14 protein-coding genes and 1 tRNA gene are annotated in these 22,623 nt (G+C 66.7%); 10 read left to right on the plus strand and 5 right to left on the minus strand.

The genetic code is table 11. The annotated features are described in order from the left end of the window. Positions 1 to 51 precede the first annotated feature (51 nt). Complete coding sequence (locus tag G333_RS0101685; protein ID WP_019627485.1) at positions 52 to 2,430, plus strand: penicillin-binding protein 1A; 2,379 nt, start codon at positions 52 to 54, stop codon at positions 2,428 to 2,430. Then, complete coding sequence (locus tag G333_RS0101690) at positions 2,431 to 3,060, plus strand: hypothetical protein (protein ID WP_018168287.1); 630 nt, start codon at positions 2,431 to 2,433, stop codon at positions 3,058 to 3,060. Positions 3,061 to 3,090: 30 nt separating this feature from the next. Here the strand turns inward: G333_RS0101690 and hemE are convergent, their stop codons facing one another. The 4 genes from hemE to rpsU form a co-directional block, all read right to left on the minus strand. Further along, a complete protein-coding gene (gene hemE, locus G333_RS0101695; RefSeq protein WP_019627486.1) occupies positions 3,091 to 4,146 on the minus strand; it encodes a uroporphyrinogen decarboxylase in 1,056 nt (351 codons plus the stop codon). Positions 4,147 to 4,154: 8 nt separating this feature from the next. Then, on the minus strand, positions 4,155 to 5,561 hold the full coding sequence (locus G333_RS0101700) for an FAD-dependent oxidoreductase (RefSeq protein WP_018144548.1): 1,407 nt from the start codon (positions 5,559 to 5,561) through the stop codon (positions 4,155 to 4,157). A 75-nt stretch (positions 5,562 to 5,636) separates the two neighbouring features. Continuing rightward, a complete protein-coding gene (locus tag G333_RS0101705) occupies positions 5,637 to 6,083 on the minus strand; it encodes a GatB/YqeY domain-containing protein (protein WP_018176191.1) in 447 nt (148 codons plus the stop codon). A gap of 39 nt (positions 6,084 to 6,122) precedes the next feature. Further along, positions 6,123 to 6,338 carry a 30S ribosomal protein S21 gene (rpsU, locus tag G333_RS0101710; protein ID WP_018144550.1) on the minus strand — a complete coding sequence of 72 codons (216 nt, stop codon included), beginning with the start codon at positions 6,336 to 6,338 and terminating at the stop codon, positions 6,123 to 6,125. Between the two features lie 180 nt (positions 6,339 to 6,518). Here rpsU and aroB point away from each other — a divergent pair, with 180 nt between their 5' ends. The 7 genes from aroB to G333_RS0101745 all read left to right on the plus strand — a co-directional run bounded on the left by aroB (position 6,519) and on the right by G333_RS0101745 (position 19,697). Further along, the gene (gene aroB / locus G333_RS0101715) at positions 6,519 to 7,628 is read left to right on the plus strand and encodes a 3-dehydroquinate synthase (protein WP_019627487.1); all 1,110 of its coding nucleotides are present in this window, start codon (positions 6,519 to 6,521) and stop codon (positions 7,626 to 7,628) included. A gap of 4 nt (positions 7,629 to 7,632) precedes the next feature. After that, a complete protein-coding gene (locus G333_RS0101720; RefSeq protein WP_018144552.1) occupies positions 7,633 to 8,802 on the plus strand; it encodes a deoxyguanosinetriphosphate triphosphohydrolase in 1,170 nt (389 codons plus the stop codon). Positions 8,803 to 8,813: 11 nt separating this feature from the next. After that, positions 8,814 to 10,670 (plus strand): SPOR domain-containing protein, encoded by a 1,857-nt coding sequence (locus tag G333_RS0101725; protein ID WP_019627488.1) that lies wholly within the window; start codon positions 8,814 to 8,816, stop codon positions 10,668 to 10,670. A gap of 191 nt (positions 10,671 to 10,861) precedes the next feature. Then, the gene (gltB, locus tag G333_RS0101730) at positions 10,862 to 15,325 is read left to right on the plus strand and encodes a glutamate synthase large subunit (protein WP_019627489.1); all 4,464 of its coding nucleotides are present in this window, start codon (positions 10,862 to 10,864) and stop codon (positions 15,323 to 15,325) included. Between the two features lie 282 nt (positions 15,326 to 15,607). Then, entirely contained in the window at positions 15,608 to 17,389 is a 1,782-nt protein-coding gene (gene dnaG, locus G333_RS0101735; protein WP_019627490.1) for a DNA primase, read from the plus strand. 178 nt (positions 17,390 to 17,567) lie between these two features. Beyond that, on the plus strand, positions 17,568 to 19,517 hold the full coding sequence (gene rpoD / locus G333_RS0101740) for an RNA polymerase sigma factor RpoD (protein ID WP_255346797.1): 1,950 nt from the start codon (positions 17,568 to 17,570) through the stop codon (positions 19,515 to 19,517). 103 nt (positions 19,518 to 19,620) lie between these two features. Next, positions 19,621 to 19,697: transfer RNA gene (locus G333_RS0101745), tRNA-Ile, on the plus strand. Between the two features lie 232 nt (positions 19,698 to 19,929). Here the strand turns inward: G333_RS0101745 and G333_RS0101750 are convergent. Next, a complete protein-coding gene (locus G333_RS0101750) occupies positions 19,930 to 20,358 on the minus strand; it encodes a hypothetical protein (protein WP_019627491.1) in 429 nt (142 codons plus the stop codon). An 880-nt stretch (positions 20,359 to 21,238) separates the two neighbouring features. Here G333_RS0101750 and G333_RS0101755 point away from each other — a divergent pair. After that, positions 21,239 to 22,621, plus strand: a complete 1,383-nt coding sequence (locus tag G333_RS0101755; protein ID WP_019627492.1) for a VWA domain-containing protein — start codon at positions 21,239 to 21,241, stop codon at positions 22,619 to 22,621. Positions 22,622 to 22,623 lie beyond the last annotated feature (2 nt).

Consider the following 22,623-nt stretch of genomic DNA (forward strand, 5'->3'; position numbering starts at 1 on the left):
CAAGTCGCTTTGAAAGCGACTTCTCATCTTGGCCTCACTTTTCTTGCTGTCATGAATCCGCTCCTTAAGATTATTACGGCGCTGTTGGCCTTGATGCTGGCAGCCGGAATCGGCCTGTCCATCGCGGCGGCCGCTCTCTATGTTTACTACGCGCCGAGCCTCCCGGAGGCCGACGCCGTGCGCGATGTGCGTCTGCAGACGCCACTGCAGGTCCGCAGTGCGGATGGCCGCCTTATGGGTGAGTTCGCGGAAGAACGACGCATTCCCGTGCCGATTGACGCGATCCCGCAGCAAGTCCGCGATGCCTTTATTGCGGCGGAAGACGAGCGCTTCTATGACCATCCGGGTGTGGATGTCATGGGTCTTGCCCGCGCCGGACTGAATGTGATCTCCACCGGCGGCGAGCGCAGCCAGGGCGGCAGCACCATCACCATGCAGCTCGCGCGCAATATCTTCCTGACGCGCGAGCGGACCTACGAACGCAAGCTGCGCGAGATCTTCCTGGCCATCCGCCTGGAACAGGAACTCGAGAAGGACGAGATCCTCGAGCTATATTTGAACAAGATCTATCTGGGACAGCGCGCCTACGGGATCGAGGCCGCCTCGCGGGTATATTTCGGCCGCTCGCTGGATGCGCTGGAACTGGACGAGGTCGCCACGCTCGCCGCCCTGCCCAAGGCGCCATCGACCACCAACCCGGTAAGTAACCCGCAACGGGCCGAGATCCGCCGCAACTACGTACTGCGGCGGATGCTGGAGACCGGGGTGATCGACGAGGATGCCTATGCCTCCGCCATCGAGCGCCCGGTGCTGTCGGAACGCCACACCACAGCCACCGAGATTGATGCCCACTGGGTCGCCGAAATGGCGCGCCAGATGGTGGTGAACCTGTGGGGTGACGACGCCTACCGTCGCGGCCTGCAGGTGCACACGACGATCGACTCCCGCCAGCAGGAAGCGGCCAACCAGGCGCTGCGCGAAGGATTGCTGGAATATGACGAGCGTCACGGTTTTCGCGGTCCCGAAATGCGGCTTCCCGACAATACCCTGGAGGACGCCGAGGCACGCGAGCGCGCGCTGATGGCCATTGGGGTGCACGGAAGGCTTCTGTTCCCGGCCGTCGTCCTGGGGCAGGGCGAAGCCGGGGTACTGCGCGTCGACGGCGGCCGCATTGGCGAACTGGAAGTCCTGCCGGAAGACCGCGAATGGGCCGGATCCCCGGCGCTTGAACGCGGCGACGTGATCCGTATACGTCCCTATACCGACGGCCGCTGGCGCCTGGCGCAAAAGCCGGAAGTCACCGGCGCCGTGATCGCCCAGGCCCCTCAGGACGGCGCCATCCTGGCACTGGCCGGCGGGTTCGACTTCTTTGAAAACCGCTACGACCGCACGACCCAGGCACAACGCCAGCCCGGATCCGCGTTCAAGCCGCTGGTCTATGCCCTGGCCCTGCGCGAGGGCCACCGGCCCGAAGGGACCGTGATCGACGCGCCGATGGTCTTCAACGACCCCGCCCTGGGGGCCGAATGGCGCCCGCAGAACTACTCGCGGCGCTTCCACGGCGAGACCACCCTGCGCGAGGCACTCGCGAATTCCCGCAACCTGGCCTCCATTCGCCTGCTCGACCGCCTGGGCACCGGAAACGTGCACCAGGAACTGACGCGCTTCGGTCTGGACCTCGAAAGGCAGCCGAACAATCTGTCCATGGTCCTGGGTACCGGCTCCCTCACCCCGCTGCAGCTGAACAATGCCTATGGCGTGTTCGCCAGCGGCGGCCGCCTGAACAGCCCCTGGATCATCGCCCGCATCGAGACGGCGGACGGCGAGACCCTGTACGAGGCACCGACCGAACGAGCGTGCCCCGCACCCTGCACAAACCCGAAGGGACAGGATCTGCCGCTGGTCGCCAGCAGTGGCCCGCTGCAGTACACCGATCCGGTACCGGTCCTGGATCCCGGTGTCGCCTGGCAGATGAGCGACATGCTGCGCAGCGTCATCACATCCGGGACCGGCCGGCGAGCCATGGAACTGGGCCGGTCCGACCTGGCCGGCAAGACCGGGACCACCAATGACTACCGCGATGCCTGGTTCGCCGGGTTCAACGCGGAGCTGGTCGCAACCGCCTGGATCGGCTTCGACGACAACCGCGAGCTGGGCCGACGCGAAAGTGGCGGTCGCGCGGCCCTGCCAATCTGGACCCGCTTCATGGGCAGCGTGCTGGCCGACCAGCCGGAGCGGCCGGTGGAGCGCCCCAACGACCTGGTGCGAGTCGCCATCCTGCCGAACGGCCAGCGCGCCCCCAGCGACGACGCCCCGGGCGCGCGCAAACAGTGGCTGCTACCCCACCAGATCCCGGAACGCGGACACGTCATTCCGGGGAACGGCGAGAACGGCAGTAGCGGAAACCAGCAACCCGAACTGGTCTTTTAAATGGCCAGCCCCTCGCGCGCGCGCCAGGAGCTGGCCCAGGAAGCCGCTCGCATCATGCTCGACGACGGCATCCGGGACTTCGGGCTGGCCAAGCGGAAAGCCGCGGAACACCTGGGCGTGGACGCCCGACACGACATGCCCGGCAACCTGGAGATCCAGGACGCCGCCATCGAACGCAGCCGGCTGTTTGCCAGCCCCGCCAGCCGCGCCGCCTACCGCGGCCGCCTGGAAGCGGCGCTGGTCGTGATGGAACGCCTGGAGCACCTGGAACCGCGGCTGGTCGGCCCGCTCCTGCAAGGGCTAGTGGAATCGCAACCGCTGATCAACCTGCATGCCTTCGCCGAGACAGTGGAAGAGGTCATCCTGGAGATGGGGGATCGGGGGATTCACTGCGAGACCGGCGAGCGCCGTTACCGCAGCCGGCAGGGGCGCGAACAGCGCATCCCCTTCCTCGCCTTCCGCGGACCGGACGACACCGATGTTGAGCTCACGGTATTCGCGCTGGACGGCCTGCGCCAGGCGCCACCGTCGCCGGTGGACGGACGCCCGATGCAACGCGCAACCCGCGCGGACGTGGAGAGGATGCTGGCGGAGGCCGGCGCCGAAGAGGCGGCGGCCACGGCGGAATAATAACCGGGCCGTACGCTCGCGCCGGCCGGACTAGCGTCGGTAGTTGGTTACGGTATCCACCATCGCGGCGACCCGCTCCGGATCGATCCCCGGATGAATGCCGTGGCCAAGATTGAAGACATGACCCGTGTCGCGGTCGAAACCATCCAGCACCCGCTGGGCCTCTTCGCGGACTACCGCCTCGGGTGCGTAGAGCACCGACGGATCGAGGTTGCCCTGCAGCGCAACGCGATCGCCGACCCGCCGGCTGGCCTCGGCGATCTCGATGGTCCAGTCCAGCCCCAGGGCATCCGCCCCGGTATCCGCCATCATTTCCAGCCAGGCGCCACCACCCTTGGTGAACAGCGTCACCGGGACGCGGCGGCCATCGTTTTCACGGATCAGCCCGTCGACGATGCGCTGCATGTAGGCCAGCGAGAACTCGCGATAGGCCCGCGGAGTAAGCGAACCACCCCAGGTGTCGAAGATCATCACCGACTGGGCGCCGGCGCGGATCTGCGCATTCAGATAATCGGTCACCGCGGTGGCGACCTTTTGCAGCAGGGCGTGCATCGCCTGCGGCTCGCCGTACATCAGACGCTTGGTCTCGGCGAAGTCGCGCGAGCCCTGGCCCTCAACCATGTAGGTCGCCAGGGTCCATGGGCTGCCGGCAAAACCAATCAGCGGGACCTGGCCGTCCAGCTCGCGGCGGATCAGGCGCACCGCGTCCATCACGTAGCGTAGCTCCTGCTCCGGGTCCGGCACCGGCAGGTTCTCGATCGCCTCCAGCGTACGCACCGGCTCGCGGAAACGTGGGCCCTCGCCCGTCTCGAAATACAGACCCAGCCCCATCGCGTCGGGGATGGTGAGGATGTCGGAGAACAGGATCGCCGCATCGAGAGGAAACCGGCGCAGTGGCTGCATGGTGACTTCGCAGGCCAGCTCCGGGTTCTGGCACAGGCTCATGAAGCTGCCGGCCTGGGCGCGGGTCTCGCGGTACTCCGGCAGGTAGCGCCCGGCCTGGCGCATGATCCAGATCGGCGGACGCTCCACCGGTTCGCGCAGCTGGGCTCGCAGCAGGAGGTCGTTCTTCAGGTTCTGGGACATCGAAAGGCTCAAACGCCGAGGTATTCAAGGATGCCTTCGGCGGCCTCGCGGCCCTCGAAGACGGCGGTGACCACCAGATCGGAGCCGCGCACCATGTCGCCGCCCGCAAAGACCTTCGGATTGCCGGTCTGGAAGGCATGCTCGCCCGCGGTCTGCACGCGGCCGCCCTCGTCGATGCCGATCTTGTAGTCGGCAAACCAGTCGGAGGGAGACGGACGGAAGCCAAAGGCGATCAGCACCCGGTCGGCCGGGATTACGTGTTCGGAGCCGGGGACCGGCTCGGGACGGCGGCGGCCACGTTCGTCCGGGGCGCCCATCTGGGTACGCACGACCTTCACGCCCTCGACCTTGCCGTCGCCGACGATCTCCACCGGCTGCACGTTGAACTCGAAATGCACACCCTCTTCGCGCGCATGCACCACTTCCTTGCGCGAACCGGGCATGTTGTCTTCGTCGCGGCGGTAGGCGCAGGTCACCGATGCCGCGCCCTGGCGGATCGAGGTGCGGTTGCAGTCCATCGCGGTGTCGCCGCCACCCAGCACGACCACCCGCTGGTCGGCCATGTCGATGAACTCGTGGCCTTCTTCCTGCGGCCAGTTCATCACCTGGCGGATATTGGAGATCAGGAACGGCAGGGCGGGATAAACGCCCGGCAGGTCCTCGCCGGGGAAACCGCCCTGCATCGCGGTGTAGGTGCCCATGCCGAGGAACACGGCATCGTATTCCTCCATCAAAGCGTCCATCGCGATGTCGCGGCCGATCTCGATATTCAGGCGAAACTCGACGCCCATGCCCTCGAGGATCTCGCGGCGGGTGCGGATCACGTGCTTTTCCAGCTTGAACGGCGGGATGCCGAAGGTCAGCAGACCGCCAATCTCCGGATAGCGGTCATACACCACCGCCTGCACGCCATTGCGCGCCAGGATGTCCGCGCAGCCCAATCCCGCGGGCCCGGCGCCGATCACCGCGACCCGCTTGCCGGTCGGGGTGACATCCGACAGATCCGGGCGCCAGCCGGCCTTCAGGGCCTCGTCGGTGATGTACTTCTCGACCGAGCCGATGGTGACCGCGCCGAAGCCGTCGTTCAGGGTGCAGGCCCCCTCGCACAGACGATCCTGCGGGCATACGCGGCCACAGACTTCGGGCAACGAGTTGGTCTTGTGCGAAAGCTCGGCGGCCGCGAACAGATTGCCTTCCTCCACCAGCTTCAACCAGTTGGGGATGAAGTTGTGGACCGGGCACTTCCATTCGCAATAGGGATTGCCACAGGCCAGGCAACGGCCGGCCTGCTGACCGGCCGTGGCGGGATCGAACTGACCAATGATCTCGCCGAATTCGTGGATCCGGATCTCGGCGGGAGTCTTCTGGGGGTCCTGGCGCGGGAGGTCCAGGAACTGCATCGGATTGGAAGCCATGGAACACTCGCTCCGACGAAATCGGGATAGGGGCCGCGATGGGCCCGGGGAGTTCGGCCGGGATCCGGCCCGTAGTCAGCCCTGCAGGGCGGCGCGGACCTTCTGGCTCACCTGGCCCATGTCCGCACGCCCGAAGACCCGGGGTTTCAGCACCCCCATGACGCGGCCCATGTCACCCGGGGCACTGGCCCCGGTCTCGGCAATCGCCTCGCTCACCAACTGGTCCAGCGCGGCGGCGTCCAGCGGCTCGGGCATGTATTCCTCGATAATGACGACCTCGGCGGCCTCGCGCTCGGCGAGGTCTTCGCGACCGCCCTTCTGATACTGATCGATGGAATCACGCCGCTGCTTGAGCATGCGATTGAGGATCGCCAGCACGGTGTCGTCGTCGGCCTCGCGCCGCTCGTCCACCTCGAACTGCGATACCTCGGCCTGAATCATGCGCAATGCAGCCAGGCGGTCCTTGGCCCGGGCCCGCATGGCCTGCTTGACGTCATCCTGCAACCGGGCCTTGAGCGACATCTTTGGGTCCTCGGGTCCGGGCAGCCACCCGGACGGGGTTCAGTACAAACGCACCCGACGAGTCATGTCGCGGGAATTCTTCTTCAGCTGACGCTTCACCGCGGCAGCGGCCTTGCGCTTGCGCTCGGTGGTCGGCTTCTCGTAGTACTCACGGCGGCGGACTTCCGCGACCACGCCGGCTTTCTCGCAGGTGCGCTTGAAACGGCGCAGGGCGACCTCGAAGGGCTCGTTCTCACGAATTCGTACGTGCGGCATACAATCTCCGAAACGGATGCAGGATCATCTCGATCAAAAATAACAAAACCGGCCGCCAAACACTCCGGGCGACCATGCAGAACTCCCTATGGTAATCCAACCGGCGCCAATTGCAAAAGTCCGTGAAGCGATCCGCACCATGCGGAATGCCCGGCTTACGCCGCCGTCGGCCCGCACGCTATGATGACGGGCATGGAAAGTCTCAACGTAGAACTGGGCGAACGCGGCTACCCGATCCACATCGGGCCGGGCATGCTGGGCGAACCGGAGCGGCTCCGGCCGGCGCTGCACGGCCGGCGCGTCGCCGTGGTGACCAACACCACGGTCGGGCCGCTGTATGGCGACGCCCTGCGCCGGAACCTCACCGCCTGCGACATCAGCAGCGACCCGCTATGGATCGAACTGCCCGACGGCGAACAGCACAAGACCCTCGCGACGGTAGAGACCATCCTGACCCGGCTGCTGGAGGCGCGCCTGGATCGCGGCAGCCGCATCGTCGCCCTGGGCGGCGGGGTGGTCGGGGATATCGCCGGGTTTGCCGCCGCGATCTACCAGCGCGGTATCGACTTCGTTCAGGTCCCAACCACCCTGCTCGCCCAGGTCGACTCCTCGGTTGGCGGCAAGACCGGTGTCAATCACCCGCTGGGCAAGAACATGATCGGCGCCTTCCATCAACCACGCGCCGTCGTCATCGACACCGACACGCTGAAGACCCTGCCCCAGCGCGAGCTACAGGCGGGCCTGGCCGAGGTGATCAAGTACGGCCTGATCCGCGACGCCGAGTTCTTCGCCTGGTTGGAGGAACACATCGACGCCCTGCGCGCACTGGAACCCGAACCGCTGGCCTACGCGATCCGTCGCTCCTGCGCCTGCAAGGCCGAGATCGTCGCCGCCGACGAGCGCGAGGGCGGCATTCGCGCCCTGCTCAACCTGGGCCACACCTTCGGCCACGCGATCGAGGCCGGCATGGGCTACGGCGCCTGGCTGCACGGCGAGGCCGTGGGCACCGGAATGGCCATGGCCGCACGCATGTCCGAACGCATGGGCTGGCTGGATACCGCTGGTCGCGAACGCGCCGAGGCCCTGATCCAGCGCGCCGGCCTGGCCCTGGAACCGCCGGGGGCGGTGACCCCGGACCGCTTCCGCGAACTGATGGCGATCGACAAGAAGGTGGCCAGCGGCCGCCTGCGCCTGGTACTGCTGCGCGGCATTGGCGAAGCCGTCCTCACCGACGCGTTCGATCAGGACGCCCTGGACGACACCCTGCACGAGCATGCCCGTGTCGCCTGAAACCATGGCCACCCCCAGCGCCGCCACACCGGGCCTGGCGCCCTACGCCTGCGACCCCGCACGTTCGCGCGGCCGCGCCCAGGCCGAGGCCGCGCCGCGTCACCGCAGCGATTTCCAGCGCGACCGCGACCGCATCGTGCATTCCAGCGCCTTTCGCCGGCTGGAGTACAAGACCCAGGTCTTCATCAGCCACGAGGGCGATCTGTTCCGCAACCGCCTGACCCACTCGCTGGAGGTCGCGCAGATCGGGCGCTCCATCGCGCGCGCCCTGCAACTGAACGAGGACCTGACCGAGGCCGTCGCGCTGGCGCACGATCTCGGCCACACCCCGTTCGGGCATGCCGGACAGCACGCGCTGAATGCCTGCATGCGCGAGCACGGCGGCTTCGAGCACAATCTGCAGTCGCTGCGCATCGTCGACCTGCTGGAGCGCCACTACGCCGACTTCGACGGCCTCAACCTCACCTACGAGACCCGCGAGGGCATCCTCAAGCACTGCGCACCCGAGAAGGCGCGCCAGCTGGGCGAGATCGGGGTGCGCTTCCTGCAGAAGGAACAGCCGAGCCTCGAGGCCCAGCTCGCGAACGTCGCCGACGAAATCGCCTACAACAATCACGACGTCGATGACGGCCTGCGCTCCGGGCTGCTCACCATGGACCGCCTCGCCGAGGTCACCCTGTTCCGCGACTGCCGCGAGACGGTCCAGGCCCGGTACCCGAACCTGGACCCGCGTCGCATCCAGCACGAGACCGTCCGGCGCATGATCGACGCCCTGGTCGGCGACCTGATCGAGACCAGCCAGGCCGCGATCGACCACCAGCGCCCGCAAACCCCCGACGACGTGCGCCGCGCCGGCGAGGCACTGATCCGCTTCAGCCCGCAGATGGCGGAACAGGCGCGCGAGCTCAAGGGCTTCCTGCGCGAGAACCTCTACCATCACCACCAGGTCCACGGGGTAATGCACAAGGCCCGCCAGCTGATCCACGATCTGTTTGCCGCGTTCGAGTCGGAGCCACGCCTGATGCCCGAGCACTACCAGCGGCATGCCGACGAGATGGCCACCCACGACGCGCACGGGCCGCAACGCGCCATCGCCGACTACATCGCCGGCATGACCGATCGCCACGCCATCCGTGAACACCACCGCCTGTTCGACCTGGGCACGCTGACCTGAAAAGGAATTCGATGGCGCTTTCCGAACAATGCCTGGAACACCTCGGCCTGCACGCGCCGCCGTTTGACGACGCGCCCGACGAGACCTTCATCTACAGCGACCCGCTGCTGGATGGCCTGCTCGAGTCCGCGCGGGCTGCCCTGAACGGCCCCGGCGCAGTCGTGCTGATGACCGGCGAGAACGGTTCCGGCCGCAGCCTCCAGCTAATGCGACTGCTGGCGATGCTGCCCGACCCGTTCGAGCTGATCGCCTTCCGTGCGCGCATCAACACCCAGTTCGAGTCGGTGGACAACACCATCCGCAATTACCTGCGCTCGCAGAACGCGGACGATCCCGACCGCCCACTGACCGAACTCCTCGGCGACCGCGTCGCCGAAGGCGTCGACCCGGTTATCGCGATGGATGACGCGCACCTGGTCGGCACCGACATCGTCAACAACCTGATGCGCATGCGCAGCGAGATCCTTGCCAGGCAGGGCCGCGCCCCGCGCATCATCCTGGTCGGTTCCAGTGGGCTACTGCGCCGCCGCCTATACCTGCCCGACCCCTCCGACGAGGACCAGGTCACTCGCGTCAGCCTGCGCGCGTTCAACCTGGAGCAGACCGCGGCCTACCTGCGCCACCGCCTGCAGGCCGCGGGCCTGGCCGACCCCGATCGCCTGTTGGATGCAGACGCCATCCATCACCTGCAGACCACCAGTCAGGGCCTGCCCGGCAACCTCAACCGCGAAGCCAACAGCTTCCTCGAACGCCAGTGCCGCAGCGAGCGCCGGACCGTCGCCGCAGCCACAGCCGCCGGCAGCACTGCCCCGGGGGTGGCCGCGGGCGAGGCGGCCGAGACAGACACCGACATCGAACCGCAAGACGGGGAGCCCGCGCTCACCCCCTCCACCCGCGAGGCCGAGCCGGCGAGCGAAACGCCCCCGGAGACGACGATCCGCGCCAGCCGCGACCCGGACGACGACCGCTTCACCCCGGCGGCCGAGGCTCTTGCCGCGTCCACTCCGCGACCCGACCCGCCCCGCGCGACAGCCCCCGAGGCGCCGCCGGGCGAGCCGGGCGGCATCGACGCCGATCACCGCATCCCGGAGCCGCCGGCGGCGGAGAACGTCGCCTTCTGGAACCAGCGCTGGTTCGTCCCGGCGGTAGCCATCACCGTGGCCCTGGGCATCGCCGCCCCGGTCGCCTGGCAACTGCTGGAGACGGAATCCGCGCCGACCGATACCGAGATCATCGAACTACCCCTGCCCGAGCCGCGCATCACCGAGGCCGAGCCGGAACCCGCGCCCGAGGGGCCGGCAGCCATCACCGACGACGAGGTCGTCGTGGCCGCCCCCCTGGACCTGCCCCCTCCGGCCGAAGCCGAACCGACCGAGCGGGAGACCGCCCCCCAGGACCCGGCCGCGGACGAACCCGAGACGGCGGCGGAACCCACGGAGACGGCGCCCGCATCCGAACCGCCGGCCGAGCCAGAAAGCACTCCGGAACCGGAGCCTGAACCGGCACCCGAACCCACGCCCGAGCCGGAAGCCGCCACCGAAGAGCCGGCCGCAGAGGATGCCGACGCCGAGCGCCTGCGCAACGACCGCGCCTGGCTGAACGACCAGGACGGAGGCGCCACGACCATCCAGCTGCTGGCCGCGCCGAACATGGGGGCCGCACGGGCGTATGCCGATCAGCACGACCTGGGCGGGATCCGCTATATCCCAACGCGCGTCAACAACCGCGAATTCGTGGTCATCCTGGCCGGAGTCTTCCCCGACCGGGCCGCCGCCCAGCGCGCCGCGGAGGACCTGCCCGCCGCCGTGCGCCGCGACGAACCCTGGATCCGCTCCATCGGCTCGGTCCAGAACGCCGTGCGCGACTGATCCCCGCGCTGCTTGGTCACCACGACTTAACCTGCGTCGATGTCGTGTCTTCTTGACCGGCCCCGGTTTGCCGGGAGAATAACGGTTCGGCTATATTCCTGCGCCTTTTTCCGTGTTCTTTTTCCAGGGACGGCCCTGACCAACGTACCGCGCCCGCGTATGGCCCCGCGCGCTGCGACCGGAGTTGACCGATGCGACAGAACCAACTGAACGGCACCCTCTACCGCCCCGAATTCGAGCGCGACAACTGCGGCTTCGGCCTCATTGCGCACATGGACGGCGTAGCCAGCCACTGGGTGGTCGACACCGCGATCAAGGCCCTGGAACGCATGACCCACCGCGGCGCGATCGCCGCCGACGGCAAGACCGGTGACGGCTGCGGGCTCCTGATGAAGACCCCCGAGGCCTTTCTGCGCACCCTCGCCTCCGAGTCGAACATCGAACTGGCCGAGCGCTTCGCCGCCGGCATCGTGTTCATCAACCCGGCAAAGATCGCCGAAACCCGCGCCGCCGTGGAGAGCGCCATCGAGCGCGGCCCGCTCCGGCTTGCCGGCTGGCGCGAGGTGCCGGTCAATCCGGAAGAGGCCTGCGGCGCCGAGGCGATGAAGAGCCAGCCGCACATCCTGCAGGTGTTCATCAATGCCCCGGCGGAGATGGACGCGGCCGACTTCGAACGCGCGCTGTTCGTGGTGCGCCGCCGCGCCGAGATCGCGATGGGCGACGACCCCGTGTTCTACGTGCCCAGCCTGTCGGCGCACGTGCTCTCCTACAAGGGTCTGGTGATGCCGGCCAACCTGCCGGTGTTCTACCCGGACCTGAAGCGCCCGGAACTGGAGACGGCAATCTGCGTGTTCCACCAGCGCTTCTCCACCAACACCTTCCCGCAGTGGGGCCTGGCGCAGCCGTTCCGCTTCCTCGCCCACAACGGCGAGATCAACACCGTGCAGGGCAACCGCAACTGGGCGATCGCGCGCCAGCACAAGTTCGCCACCGAGAAGCTGCCGGAACTGGCCGAGCTGGAACCGCTGGTCAACCTGGCGGGCTCCGACTCGCAGAGCCTGGACAGCATGCTGGAGGTGCTGCTAGCCGGCGGTATGGATCTGTTCCGCGCGATGCGCCTGCTGGTCCCGCCGGCGTGGCAGAACGTCGCGCACATGGACTCCGACCTGCGCGCGTTCTACGAATACAACTCCATGCACATGGAGCCCTGGGATGGCCCGGCCGGCATCGTGCTGACCGATGGCCGCTACGCCGCCTGCACCCTGGACCGCAACGGCCTGCGCCCGGCGCGCTACGTGATTACCAAGGACCGCCACATCACCCTGGCCTCGGAGATCGGCGTGTACGACTACGCCCCCGGGGACGTGGTCGCCAAGGGGCGCCTGAAGCCCGGGCAGATGCTGGCCGTGGATACCGAGTCCGGCGAGCTGCTGCAGCCCGAGGACGTCGACCGCATCAACCGCACCCGCCAGCCCTACCGCCAGTGGCTGCGCGCGCACGTGAAGCACCTGAAGAGCCAGCTGGACGACAACCAGCTGTTCTCCGGCGAACCGATGCCGCCCGAGCGCCTGGAGACCTACGAGAAGCTGTTCGACGTAACCTTCGAGGAACGCGACCAGATCCTGCGCGTGCTGGCCGAGGCCGGGCAGGAGGCCGTGGGCTCCATGGGCGACGACACCCCGTTCGCAGTGCTCTCCAGCCACACCCGTTCGCTGTTCGACTACTTCCGCCAGCAGTTCGCCCAGGTGACCAACCCGGCGATCGACCCGCTGCGCGAAAGCATCGTGATGTCACTGGAGACCTGCTTCGGCCGCGAACAGAACCTGTTCGAGGAGACCCCGGACCACGCCCACCGCCTGGTGTCCGACTCCCCCGTGCTGTCCGAGGCCAAGTTCCGCGAGCTGTGCAACCAGACCGAGGACGCCTTCCGCGTCGAGCGCATGGACCTCAACTACGACGTCCATTCCGGCTCGCTGGAGAACGCCGTGAAGGCCCTGACCGAGCACGCGGTCGAGGCCGTGCGCGACGGTGCCGTGGTGCTGGTCCTGTCGGATCGCGGCATCGACCCGGAACGCCGCCCGATCCCGGCCGCGCTGGCCGTGGGCGCGGTTCACCATGCCCTGATCGGCGCCAAGCTGCGCACCGACGCCAACATCGTCGCCGAGACCGCCACCGTGCGTGATCCGCACCACTTCGCGGTGCTGCTGGGCTACGGCGCCACCGCGATCTATCCGTACCTGGCCTACTCCGCGCTGCATGGCATGTGCCAGTCCGGCGAGATCCCGAACGCGGACCCGCTGACCCTGGCGCAGAACTACCGCCGCGGCATCAACAAGGGCCTGTTCAAGATCCTGTCCAAGATGGGCATCTCCACCATTGCCAGCTACCGCGGCGCGCAGCTGTTCGAGATCGTCGGCCTGTCCGACGAAATCGTGGAGACCTGCTTCAAGGGCACCACCAGCCGCATCCAGGGCACCCGCTTCGCCGACATTCAGGCGGATCTGGAGACGCTGTCGAAGCGGGCCTGGAACCCGCGCAAGAGCGCCGGCCAGGGCGGTCTACTGAAATACGTCCACGGCGGCGAGTACCACGCCTACAACCCGGATGTGATCCAGACCCTGCACCGCGCGGTGCAGTCCGGCGACTACGGGATCTACAAGGAATACGCGGACCTGGTGAACGAACGCCCGGTGACCGTGCTGCGCGACCTGCTCAAGGTGCGCGACGACATCGAGCCGATCGAGCTTGACGCGGTCGAGCCCGAGGCCGACATCCTGCCGCGCTTCGATTCCGCCGGCATGAGCCTGGGCGCGCTGTCGCCGGAGGCCCACGAGGCCCTGGCCACCGCGATGAACCGCCTCGGTGGACGCTCCAACTCCGGCGAAGGCGGCGAGGCCGTCTCGCGCTACGGTACCGAGCGCATGTCCAAGATCAAGCAGGTGGCCTCCGGCCGCTTCGGCGTGACCCCGCACTATCTGGTCAACGCCGAAGTCCTGCAGATCAAGGTCGCCCAGGGCGCCAAGCCCGGCGAGGGTGGCCAGCTGCCGGGGCACAAGGTCAACAAGATGATCGCGGAGCTGCGCTTCTCGAATGCCGGCGTGGCCCTGATCTCGCCGCCGCCGCACCACGACATCTACTCCATCGAGGACCTGGCGCAGCTGATCTTCGACCTCAAGCAGGTCAACCCGGATGCGCTGGTCTCGGTGAAGCTGGTCTCCGAGGCCGGGGTCGGTACCATCGCCGCCGGCGTGGCCAAGGCCTATGCCGACTTGATCACCATCTCCGGTTACGACGGCGGCACTGGCGCCAGCCCGCTGACCTCGGTGAAGTACGCCGGCACCCCGTGGGAGCTGGGCCTGTCCGAGACCCACGCGACCCTGCGCGGCAACGACCTGCGCGACAAGGTGCGCCTGCAGACCGACGGTGGCCTGAAGACCGGCCTGGACGTGATCAAGGCGGCCATCCTGGGCGCCGAGAGCTTCGGCTTCGGCACCGGCCCGATGGTCGCGCTGGGCTGCAAGTACCTGCGCATCTGCCACCTGAACAACTGCGCAACGGGTGTGGCCACGCAGGACAAGGTGCTGCGCATGAACCACTTCATCGGGCTGCCCGAGATGGTCATGCACTACTTCCAGTTCGTCGCCCGCGAGACCCGCGAATGGATGGCGAAGCTGGGCGTGCGCAGCTTGACCGACCTGATCGGCCGCACCGACCTGCTGGAGATCCTGCCTGGCGAGACGCCCAAGCAGCAGCACCTGGACCTGAACGGCCTGCTGGCCAGCGGCGACCTGGCCGACAAGCCGCGTTTCTGCAAGGCGCCGAAGAACGAACCGTTCGACAAGGGCGAGCTCGCCGAGAAGATGGTCGCGGAGATGCTCCAGGCCATCGAGAGCAAGGCGGGTGGCGAATACCACTTCGACGTGGCCAACACCGACCGCTCGATCGGCGCGCGACTGTCCGGCGAGATTGCCAAGCGCCACGGCAATCAGGGCATGGCGGACGCCGCGATCACCGTGCGCATGAAGGGCACGGCCGGGCAGAGCTTCGGCGTGTGGAATGCCGGCGGTCTGCACCTGTACCTGGAGGGTGACGCCAATGACTACGTCGGCAAGGGCATGACCGGCGGCAAGCTGGTGATCCGGCCGCCGGAGGGCTCCGGCTTCGCCAGCCAGGACACCACCATCATGGGCAACACCTGCCTGTATGGGGCGACCGGCGGCAAGCTGTTCGCGGCCGGCCAGTGTGGCGAGCGCTTCGGCGTGCGCAACTCCGGCGCGATCGCCGTGGTGGAAGGCATCGGCGACCACGGTTGCGAGTACATGACCGGCGGCGTAATGGTGGTGCTGGGCAATACCGGCATCAACTTCGGCGCGGGCATGACCGGCGGCTTCGCGTTCGTGCTGGACCGGGAGAACGACTTCCCGGACCGCATCAACAACGAGCTAATCGACCTGCACCGCCTCGACACCGAGGAGATGGAGGCGCACCGGAACTACCTGGAGGAACTCGTCACGGAATTCGTGCACGAGACCGACAGCGCCTGGGGCCGTGAAATCCTTGAGCGCTTCGACGACTACCAGGGCTCGTTCTGGCTGGTGAAGCCCAAGGCCTCGGAACTCCGGGGCCTGCTGGCCAACCTGCGCCAGGCCGCCTGACCCGCCATCCGGCAGCACCGCGATTCGGGCCCCTCACGGGGCCCGTTTTGTTTGGACCCGCGAAAATGCGTCATTGCGAGCGCAGCGAAGCAATCGGTTGATGAGGGCAAGCAGTGGGGATCGGGTGACTGGCCATGGAGATTGCTTCGCTGCGCTCGCAATGACGGAGTTGATGAGCTCGGACTGGCGTGAAGGGATCGATGCCCTGACGACCACCGGGCCCTCCGGGCTATCATGCGAACCCAACCACCGGCACGACTCCGAGGAACACGAAGCGACCCCATGGCAGGCCTCATCCCACAGGCGTTCATCGACGATCTGCTCGAACGCAGTGACATCGTCGAGATCATTCAGCGCCGCGTCAGCCTGAAGAAGGCCGGGCGCGAGTTCGCGGCCTGCTGCCCGTTCCACGGCGAGAAGACGCCATCGTTCTACGTCTCCCCGCAAAAGCAGTTCTATCACTGCTTCGGCTGCGGGGCGCACGGCACGGCCATCAGCTTCCTGATGGAGTACGAGAACCTGAGCTTTCCCGAGGCGATCGAGCAGCTGGCCGAACAAGCCGGGCTCGAGGTTCCGCGCGAGGCCGGGGACGACGACCGCCGCGAGGCCCATGCCCCGCTGTATGACGCGCTGGACGCGGCCGCCGAATGGTACGTACAGCAACTGCGCCAGACCCCCAGGGCAGTCGAGTACCTGAAAAACCGTGGCATCGACGGCGCCACCGCGCGCAACTACCAGATCGGCTGGGCCCCGCCCTCGGGGCTGATCGAGGCGCTCAAGCCACGTTTCACTCCGCAGCAACTGGTCGATGCCGGCCTGGCCGCGCGCCGCGACGACGGCGGTATCCGCGAGCGCTTCCGCGCGCGCATCATGTTCCCGATCCGCGACCGGCGTGGGCGCATCACCGGCTTCGGCGGGCGCCTGATCGAGGACGGCGAACCGAAATACCTGAACAGCCCGGAGAGCGAGGTCTTCCACAAGGGCCAGGTGATCTATGGCCTGTTCGAGGCGCGCAAGGCCGGCACCCGGCTGGACGACATCGTGGTGGTCGAGGGCTACATGGACGTGGTCGGCCTGGCCCGCGCCGGGTTCCACCGCGCGGTGGCCTGCATGGGTACCGCGCTCACCCGTGCCCACCTGGACAGCCTGTTCCGTCAGGTCTCGCGCATCACCCTGTGCTTCGATGGCGATGCCGCCGGCCGCCGCGCCGCCTGGCGCTCGCTGGGCGAGGCGCTGCCCGCGATCCAGGGCCTGCGCGAGGTGCGCGTGCTGTTCCTGCCGGAGGGCGACGACCCGGACAGCCTGGTCCTGCGCGACGACCTGGCCGGCTGGGAGGAGCGCCTCGCCGGCGCCCTGCCCTTGTCCGAGACCCTGATGCGCCTGCAGCGCGAGGAGCACCCCACCGACACTGCCGAAGGCCGCACCCGCTTCGCCCACGCGGCGATGAAGCTGGTCGCCACCGCCCGCGATCCGCTGTTTCGTGACCAACTCGTCGAACGCATCGGACAGGAGACGGGGCTCAGCCAGGAGCGACTGGAACAGGTCCTGTCGGAACAGCCACCCCAGCCTGCCCGCAACCCTGAACCGGGCCCGGGTCACGAGCTCCCCGCCACGCCCGGCGGCCGTGCGCCCGCGCGCGGCGAGAGCGCCCCGGCCTTGTGGGGTGCCCTGCTCGCCCGCGTCCTGCAACACCCCGAACTGGACTGGTCACAGCCCGAGTTCCGCCAGGTCGTCGAGCTGCCCGGAGCGGCCGCCGAGACCCTGCGTAATGTCCTCGCGGCCCTGGACGAGAGCCCTGGACGCCACACGGCCGGCCTGCTGGAGCGCTTTCGCGATCAACGCCACTTTCAGCGACTCATGGCCCTGGCCCACCAGGAGCTCAACGACGGCGAGCCAGCGGTCACCCGCCAGACGGCGCTGGACTGCGCCCGCCAGCTCCTGCGTCAGCACTATCGATTGCGAATTCGTGAACTGACTCGCCCCGGTTCCGAACTCGGAACGGAACAACGCGCCGAGCTCGCCCGTCTTACCCAGCAGTTGCAGCGGTTCGACCTGCCCAAATAGCGCCGCCGGGGGCTTGAAGCGCCCGGATTCGCCCTCAACATAGCGGTCAAGGAGGTCTCCCCAGAGCCGGGTCGCGACCCAGCCTTGACCCGAGAATCCATCAGGCCACCGGCAATATAAGAATCTTCTGCTACAATGTAGGATTGTTTTTTCTGCGTCCCACTTTCCTTGAGCCGTCTTGCCACGGCTCAAACAAGCACCTCGGAGTACGACCGCAATGAATCGTGAAGAGCAGCAATCCCAGCTCAAGGAACTGATTGCCAAGGGCAAGGAGCAGGGATACCTCACGTATACCGAGGTGAACGACCACCTGCCCGACTCCATCATCGACTCCGACCAGGTCGAGGACATCATTGCGATGATCAACGACATGGGCATCGCGGTGCATGAGCAGGCCCCGGACGCCGACAGCCTTCTGCTGTCCGACGGTTCGGTCTCGGCCGACGACGACGCCGAGGACGCCGTCGCGGCGCTCGCCTCCGCCGACAGCGACTTCGGCCGCACCACCGACCCCGTGCGCATGTACATGCGCGAGATGGGCACGGTCGAGCTGTTGACCCGAGAAGGCGAGATCCGCATCGCCAAGCGCATCGAAGAGGGCCTGATGCAGGTCCTGTTCGCGCTCGCCCACCATCCGGGCGCGATCGAACGGCTGATCCGTGAATACGACCGGATCGTCGAGAACAATGGCCGCCTGACCGACCTGGTGGTCTCCTTCATCGACCCGAATGATCACGCCAACGGTGAGGCCGTGGCCCGTGGCCTGGTGACGCCGGAACAGGCCCAGAAGGCCCAGGACGAACAGAAGGCGGCCGCGGCGGCCGCCGCCGAGCAGCAGGCCAGCGCCGAACTGGATGCCATCGTCGACGAGGTGGAAGACGCCGAGGAAGACGAAGAAGCCGCCGAGCCGGTAGACACCGGCCCGGATCCGGAAGAGGCGCGCGAGCGCTTCGAAAAGCTGCGCAAGCTGCACGCCAAGGCGCACAAGGCCTTCGAGAAGGGCAACCGCGAGGCCTACGCTGTAGCGCGCGAGGCCACCGCCAAGTACTTCATGGAGTTCAAGCTGATCCCGCGCATGGTCGACCAGCTGACCACCCAGCTGCACGGCAGCATCGACCACGTCCGCCGCCACGAGCGCCGCATCATGGCGCTGGCCGTCGAGCAGGCCCAGATGCCGCGCAAGGCCTTCATCGACAGCTTCCCCAAGAACGAGACCAATCTCGACTGGATCAAGGAAGCCTGCAAGGCCAAGGGCAAGTACACCAACGCCCTGGCCCAGCACGAAGAAGAGATCGTGCGCCTGCAGAAGAAGCTGGCCGAGATCGAGCGCGAGGCCAGCCTGAACATCGCCGAGATCAAGGAGATCAATCGCCGCATGTCCATCGGCGAGGCCAAGGCCCGCCGCGCGAAGAAGGAGATGGTCGAGGCCAACCTGCGCCTGGTGATCTCCATCGCCAAGAAATACACCAACCGCGGCCTGCAGTTCCTCGACCTGATTCAGGAAGGCAACATCGGCCTGATGAAGGCCGTGGACAAGTTCGAATACCGCCGCGGCTACAAGTTCTCGACCTACGCCACCTGGTGGATTCGCCAGGCGATCACCCGCTCCATCGCGGACCAGGCGCGCACCATCCGCATCCCGGTGCACATGATCGAGACGATCAACAAGCTCAACCGCGTCTCCCGCCAGATGCTGCAGGAGATGGGCCGCGAGGCCACCCCGGAAGAGCTGGCCGAGCGCATGGAGATGCCCGAGGACAAGATCCGCAAGGTGCTGAAGATTTCCAAGGAGCCGATCTCCATGGAGACCCCGATCGGCGACGACGAAGACTCGCATCTGGGCGACTTCATCGAGGACGAGAAGGTCGCCTCGCCGTCCGACTCCGCCGCACAGGAGAGCCTCACCGAGGCCACCCGCGAGATCCTGTCGACGCTGACCCCGCGCGAGGCCAAGGTCCTGCGCATGCGCTTCGGCATCGACATGAACACCGACCACACCCTCGAGGAGGTCGGCAAGCAGTTCGACGTCACCCGCGAGCGCATCCGCCAGATCGAGGCCAAGGCCCTGCGCAAGCTGCGCCACCCGACCCGCGCCGAACTGCTGCGCACCTACACCGACGCCGAGTAACCGGCGTCCCGGCCGCGCGGCCGGCCCCTGCCTCACGCTGCGGCGCCATCCCTGCCTTTCCGGGTAGAATGGCGCCGCAGTCGTTTGTACCCTCCCCGAATACGGGCCTGTAGCTCAGTTGGTTAGAGCAGGGGACTCATAATCCCTTGGTCGTCGGTTCGAGTCCGACCGGGCCCACCATTCGCTTCGCTCTTGTTGGGCGGGTCGGACTATCCCAGTCGCGCGCCTCCCGGCGCACGCCGTTCCGGCCTCGCGAAGCCAGGCTACGCGGCCGGCCTCCACCCAACCGGGCCCACCCCTCCCATCCGAGACTTACGGCACAAGGCCGTCCCTGAAACGAGCCGGCATGCATCCATGCCCATCTGCACGGGCAATCCCTGCTGCGGCGGCGACCCCGCACGGGACGTTTTGCTCAGGGCGCCTCGGCGGTGATGAGACCGCGCTGGAGGTCGACGGTGATCCGCTGTCCCTCGATGACCGTGGCGCTGGCCAGCAGGAAGATCTCCACGAACTCGTTGCGCTCCTCCTCGGGCATCTCCGAGGAGGCACCGGAGGCATTAAAGGTGCCGAACATGGTGTCGTGGGCTCCGGCCGAGTACAGGATCAGTCGCTGCATGGCGGTCTGGTCGTCCGGCGATGGTGCAGCAGTATCCAGGACCGGTTCGCCCAGCTTCTGCTTGATGGTGGAATAGAGATGAAACAGGTATTCCGCCGCGCTTTCGCGCCCGCGCCGATCCTGCAGAGTGAAATTGGCGGAGACCGCCTGGCCACTGCGGGCACGTAGCACGATGCGCTTCGACTCGGGCTGCTCGTCGGCGTACGGATTCAGGATGGTGGCCACGATGTCTCCAGAGCGGAATGGATGAGCCGGGGAGACTACGAGACCCCCTTTGAGATTGCCACGGCGGCCCCGTCAGTCGAGGGGTTATCCATGCGGGCGGATATGCGATGGGGGCCAAGTCGCCCTCCGGTCAATGATGCACCTGATGAGCCACGAGGTTCGGCCAGATCCTGGGGCCGCGCGGGCCCGGGTGCGTACAACACCCGACGGTCGAAACGCGCCCCAGGGCTCCACGCGCCTCCTGCTTCCTCATCCCGGAAACCGCGCAGCGGTTATCCAGGATCTCGGCGGCTGGGGTTGCCCCGACGGGGGAGATCCCGGCTCTTCGCTTCGCTCCGGCCGGGATGACAGTGCAGGGGCTTGTATGCGTCGAGTTGCGCAGAATTGGGGCGACCATGTTCGGTTGGTCTCGGGCTCAGACGGCCTCGGCAGGCAGGCCGGAACGAGCTCGGTGATGAGTAGCTCCTCGGGCTGCGGGAGAGGCAGATTCACGTGCAGGGGGCGCCCATCGGGCCGCCGCGGAGGCACACAACAAGTGCCTGCCGAAGCGATATATCGGGCAAGTATCTGCTTAAACGGCATAGACCCCCGATTCACGGGACCCCAGCGCGTTAACGAGGGGGTAACGGGGTGCCTTCCACGGCGTTCATTCATCACTATTCTTGGGCAGAAGGGAGCCCTCCGGACGACAGGGGTTCTGGCACGGACGGGTCGCCTATGTTCGGCACCGCACGGACCCAGTTCTCGTTCTTCCACTAGATTTTCTCCGTGATCAGGTTCCCGGCGGACACCCCCACTCGCCGCCTGACCGTTCCCGGCGCCCGCAACCCTTGCAGGGCACCGACCCGGTCACCCCGCCCATCGATGGAGAAACAAACCCATGACGCTTGCATACGGAAAGTCCCGACTCCTGCTACCAGCCCTGCTGGCGGCGTCAATCGGCCTGATTGGCTGCGGTGGTGGTGGTGGCAGCGGCGGCAGTGGCAGCACACCGGAAACCCGGATCACGGTGATCCCGGAGCGTTTCGATTTCGGGACCATTACGGAAGGCAACGAGGATCAAGCGCTCCCTCGACAATTCATCATCCGCAACGAAGGAACGACGTCCTACAACATCGAAGACATCAGGGTTCGCCGGGATAACTTCGATGCGTTTTTCCTTGACAGATCGGGCGGCAGCGCCCCCTGCGGAACGCGCCCATTTGACCTCGCACCCGGCGACAGCTGCACCGTTGTGGTCGAATTCAAAACACAGCATTTACCACTGCATGTCGGCAAGTTCGACGGCTTATTGATCGCGGAGAGCGATAACCCCAACATCCGCACGGTCGGGAGCACTCTGGCCGGCACCTACGAACCAATCAAGTCGATCCACGTCACCGTCAACCAGGTCAATGACTGCGCCCTTCCCGCCCCTCAAGCTTTTCAAGCCTTTGTGTCCGTCACCGACCAGGCGCAATTCCCAATCTCGCACTTGGCTGAAAAGCATTTCACTCTTGTGGAGCTCGAATCCGGGCCAGCGTCGAACCTGCTCGACGTCATAGACGTCGGACAGGTCGGCGACATCAACCTCTCTCTCAGCATCGCGATGGACTACAGCGGCAGTATTACCGACTTCCCCGATGCTGTAGGCAACATGGAGGCGGGCGCGACGTCGCTGGTGGACGCGATGAAGGACGACGATGACGCGGACATCATCAAGTACGCCGACGACGTCCAGCCCATGACGACCGAATTCACTTCCGACAAGGACATACTGAAGGCCGCAATCAACAATCCGCCCGCCCTTGACAGGGACACCGCGTTCTACGACGCAACCGTGGAAGCCATCAAGCGTTTCGATACCGCAAACAGCACCCACGACAGGAAGGCGGTCATCGCCTTGACCGACGGCGAAGATACTATTGTTGACGACACGGAGGCCGCGCTGGGAGGCGCTATCGATCAGGCCCTAGGGGCGGATATCCCCGTCTTCACCATCGGGTTCGGGGAATTCCTTCAGGAAGCTCAGGAAGATGAACTACAAAGACTCGCGGACGGCACGGGTGGCTTGTTCTACGAGTTGGCGAGTGATGCCAACCTCCAGCAGGTCTTTCAGCAATTGGCCAGCCTGCTCTTCAAGTATCAATATGTAATCGACTTCGACGGCCTCTCAGGTAAAGAAGGCTCCTCACTTGAGGTCACCGTAGAGTATGTCGATAAGTACGGTGAGACGCTCAAGGCAGACGGGGACAAGCCCATTCAGGCTTGTTCGGTACCGTAATT

The sequence above is a fragment of the Thioalkalivibrio sp. AKL10 genome, assembly GCF_000381845.1.
Lineage (GTDB): Bacteria > Pseudomonadota > Gammaproteobacteria > Ectothiorhodospirales > Ectothiorhodospiraceae > Thioalkalivibrio > Thioalkalivibrio versutus.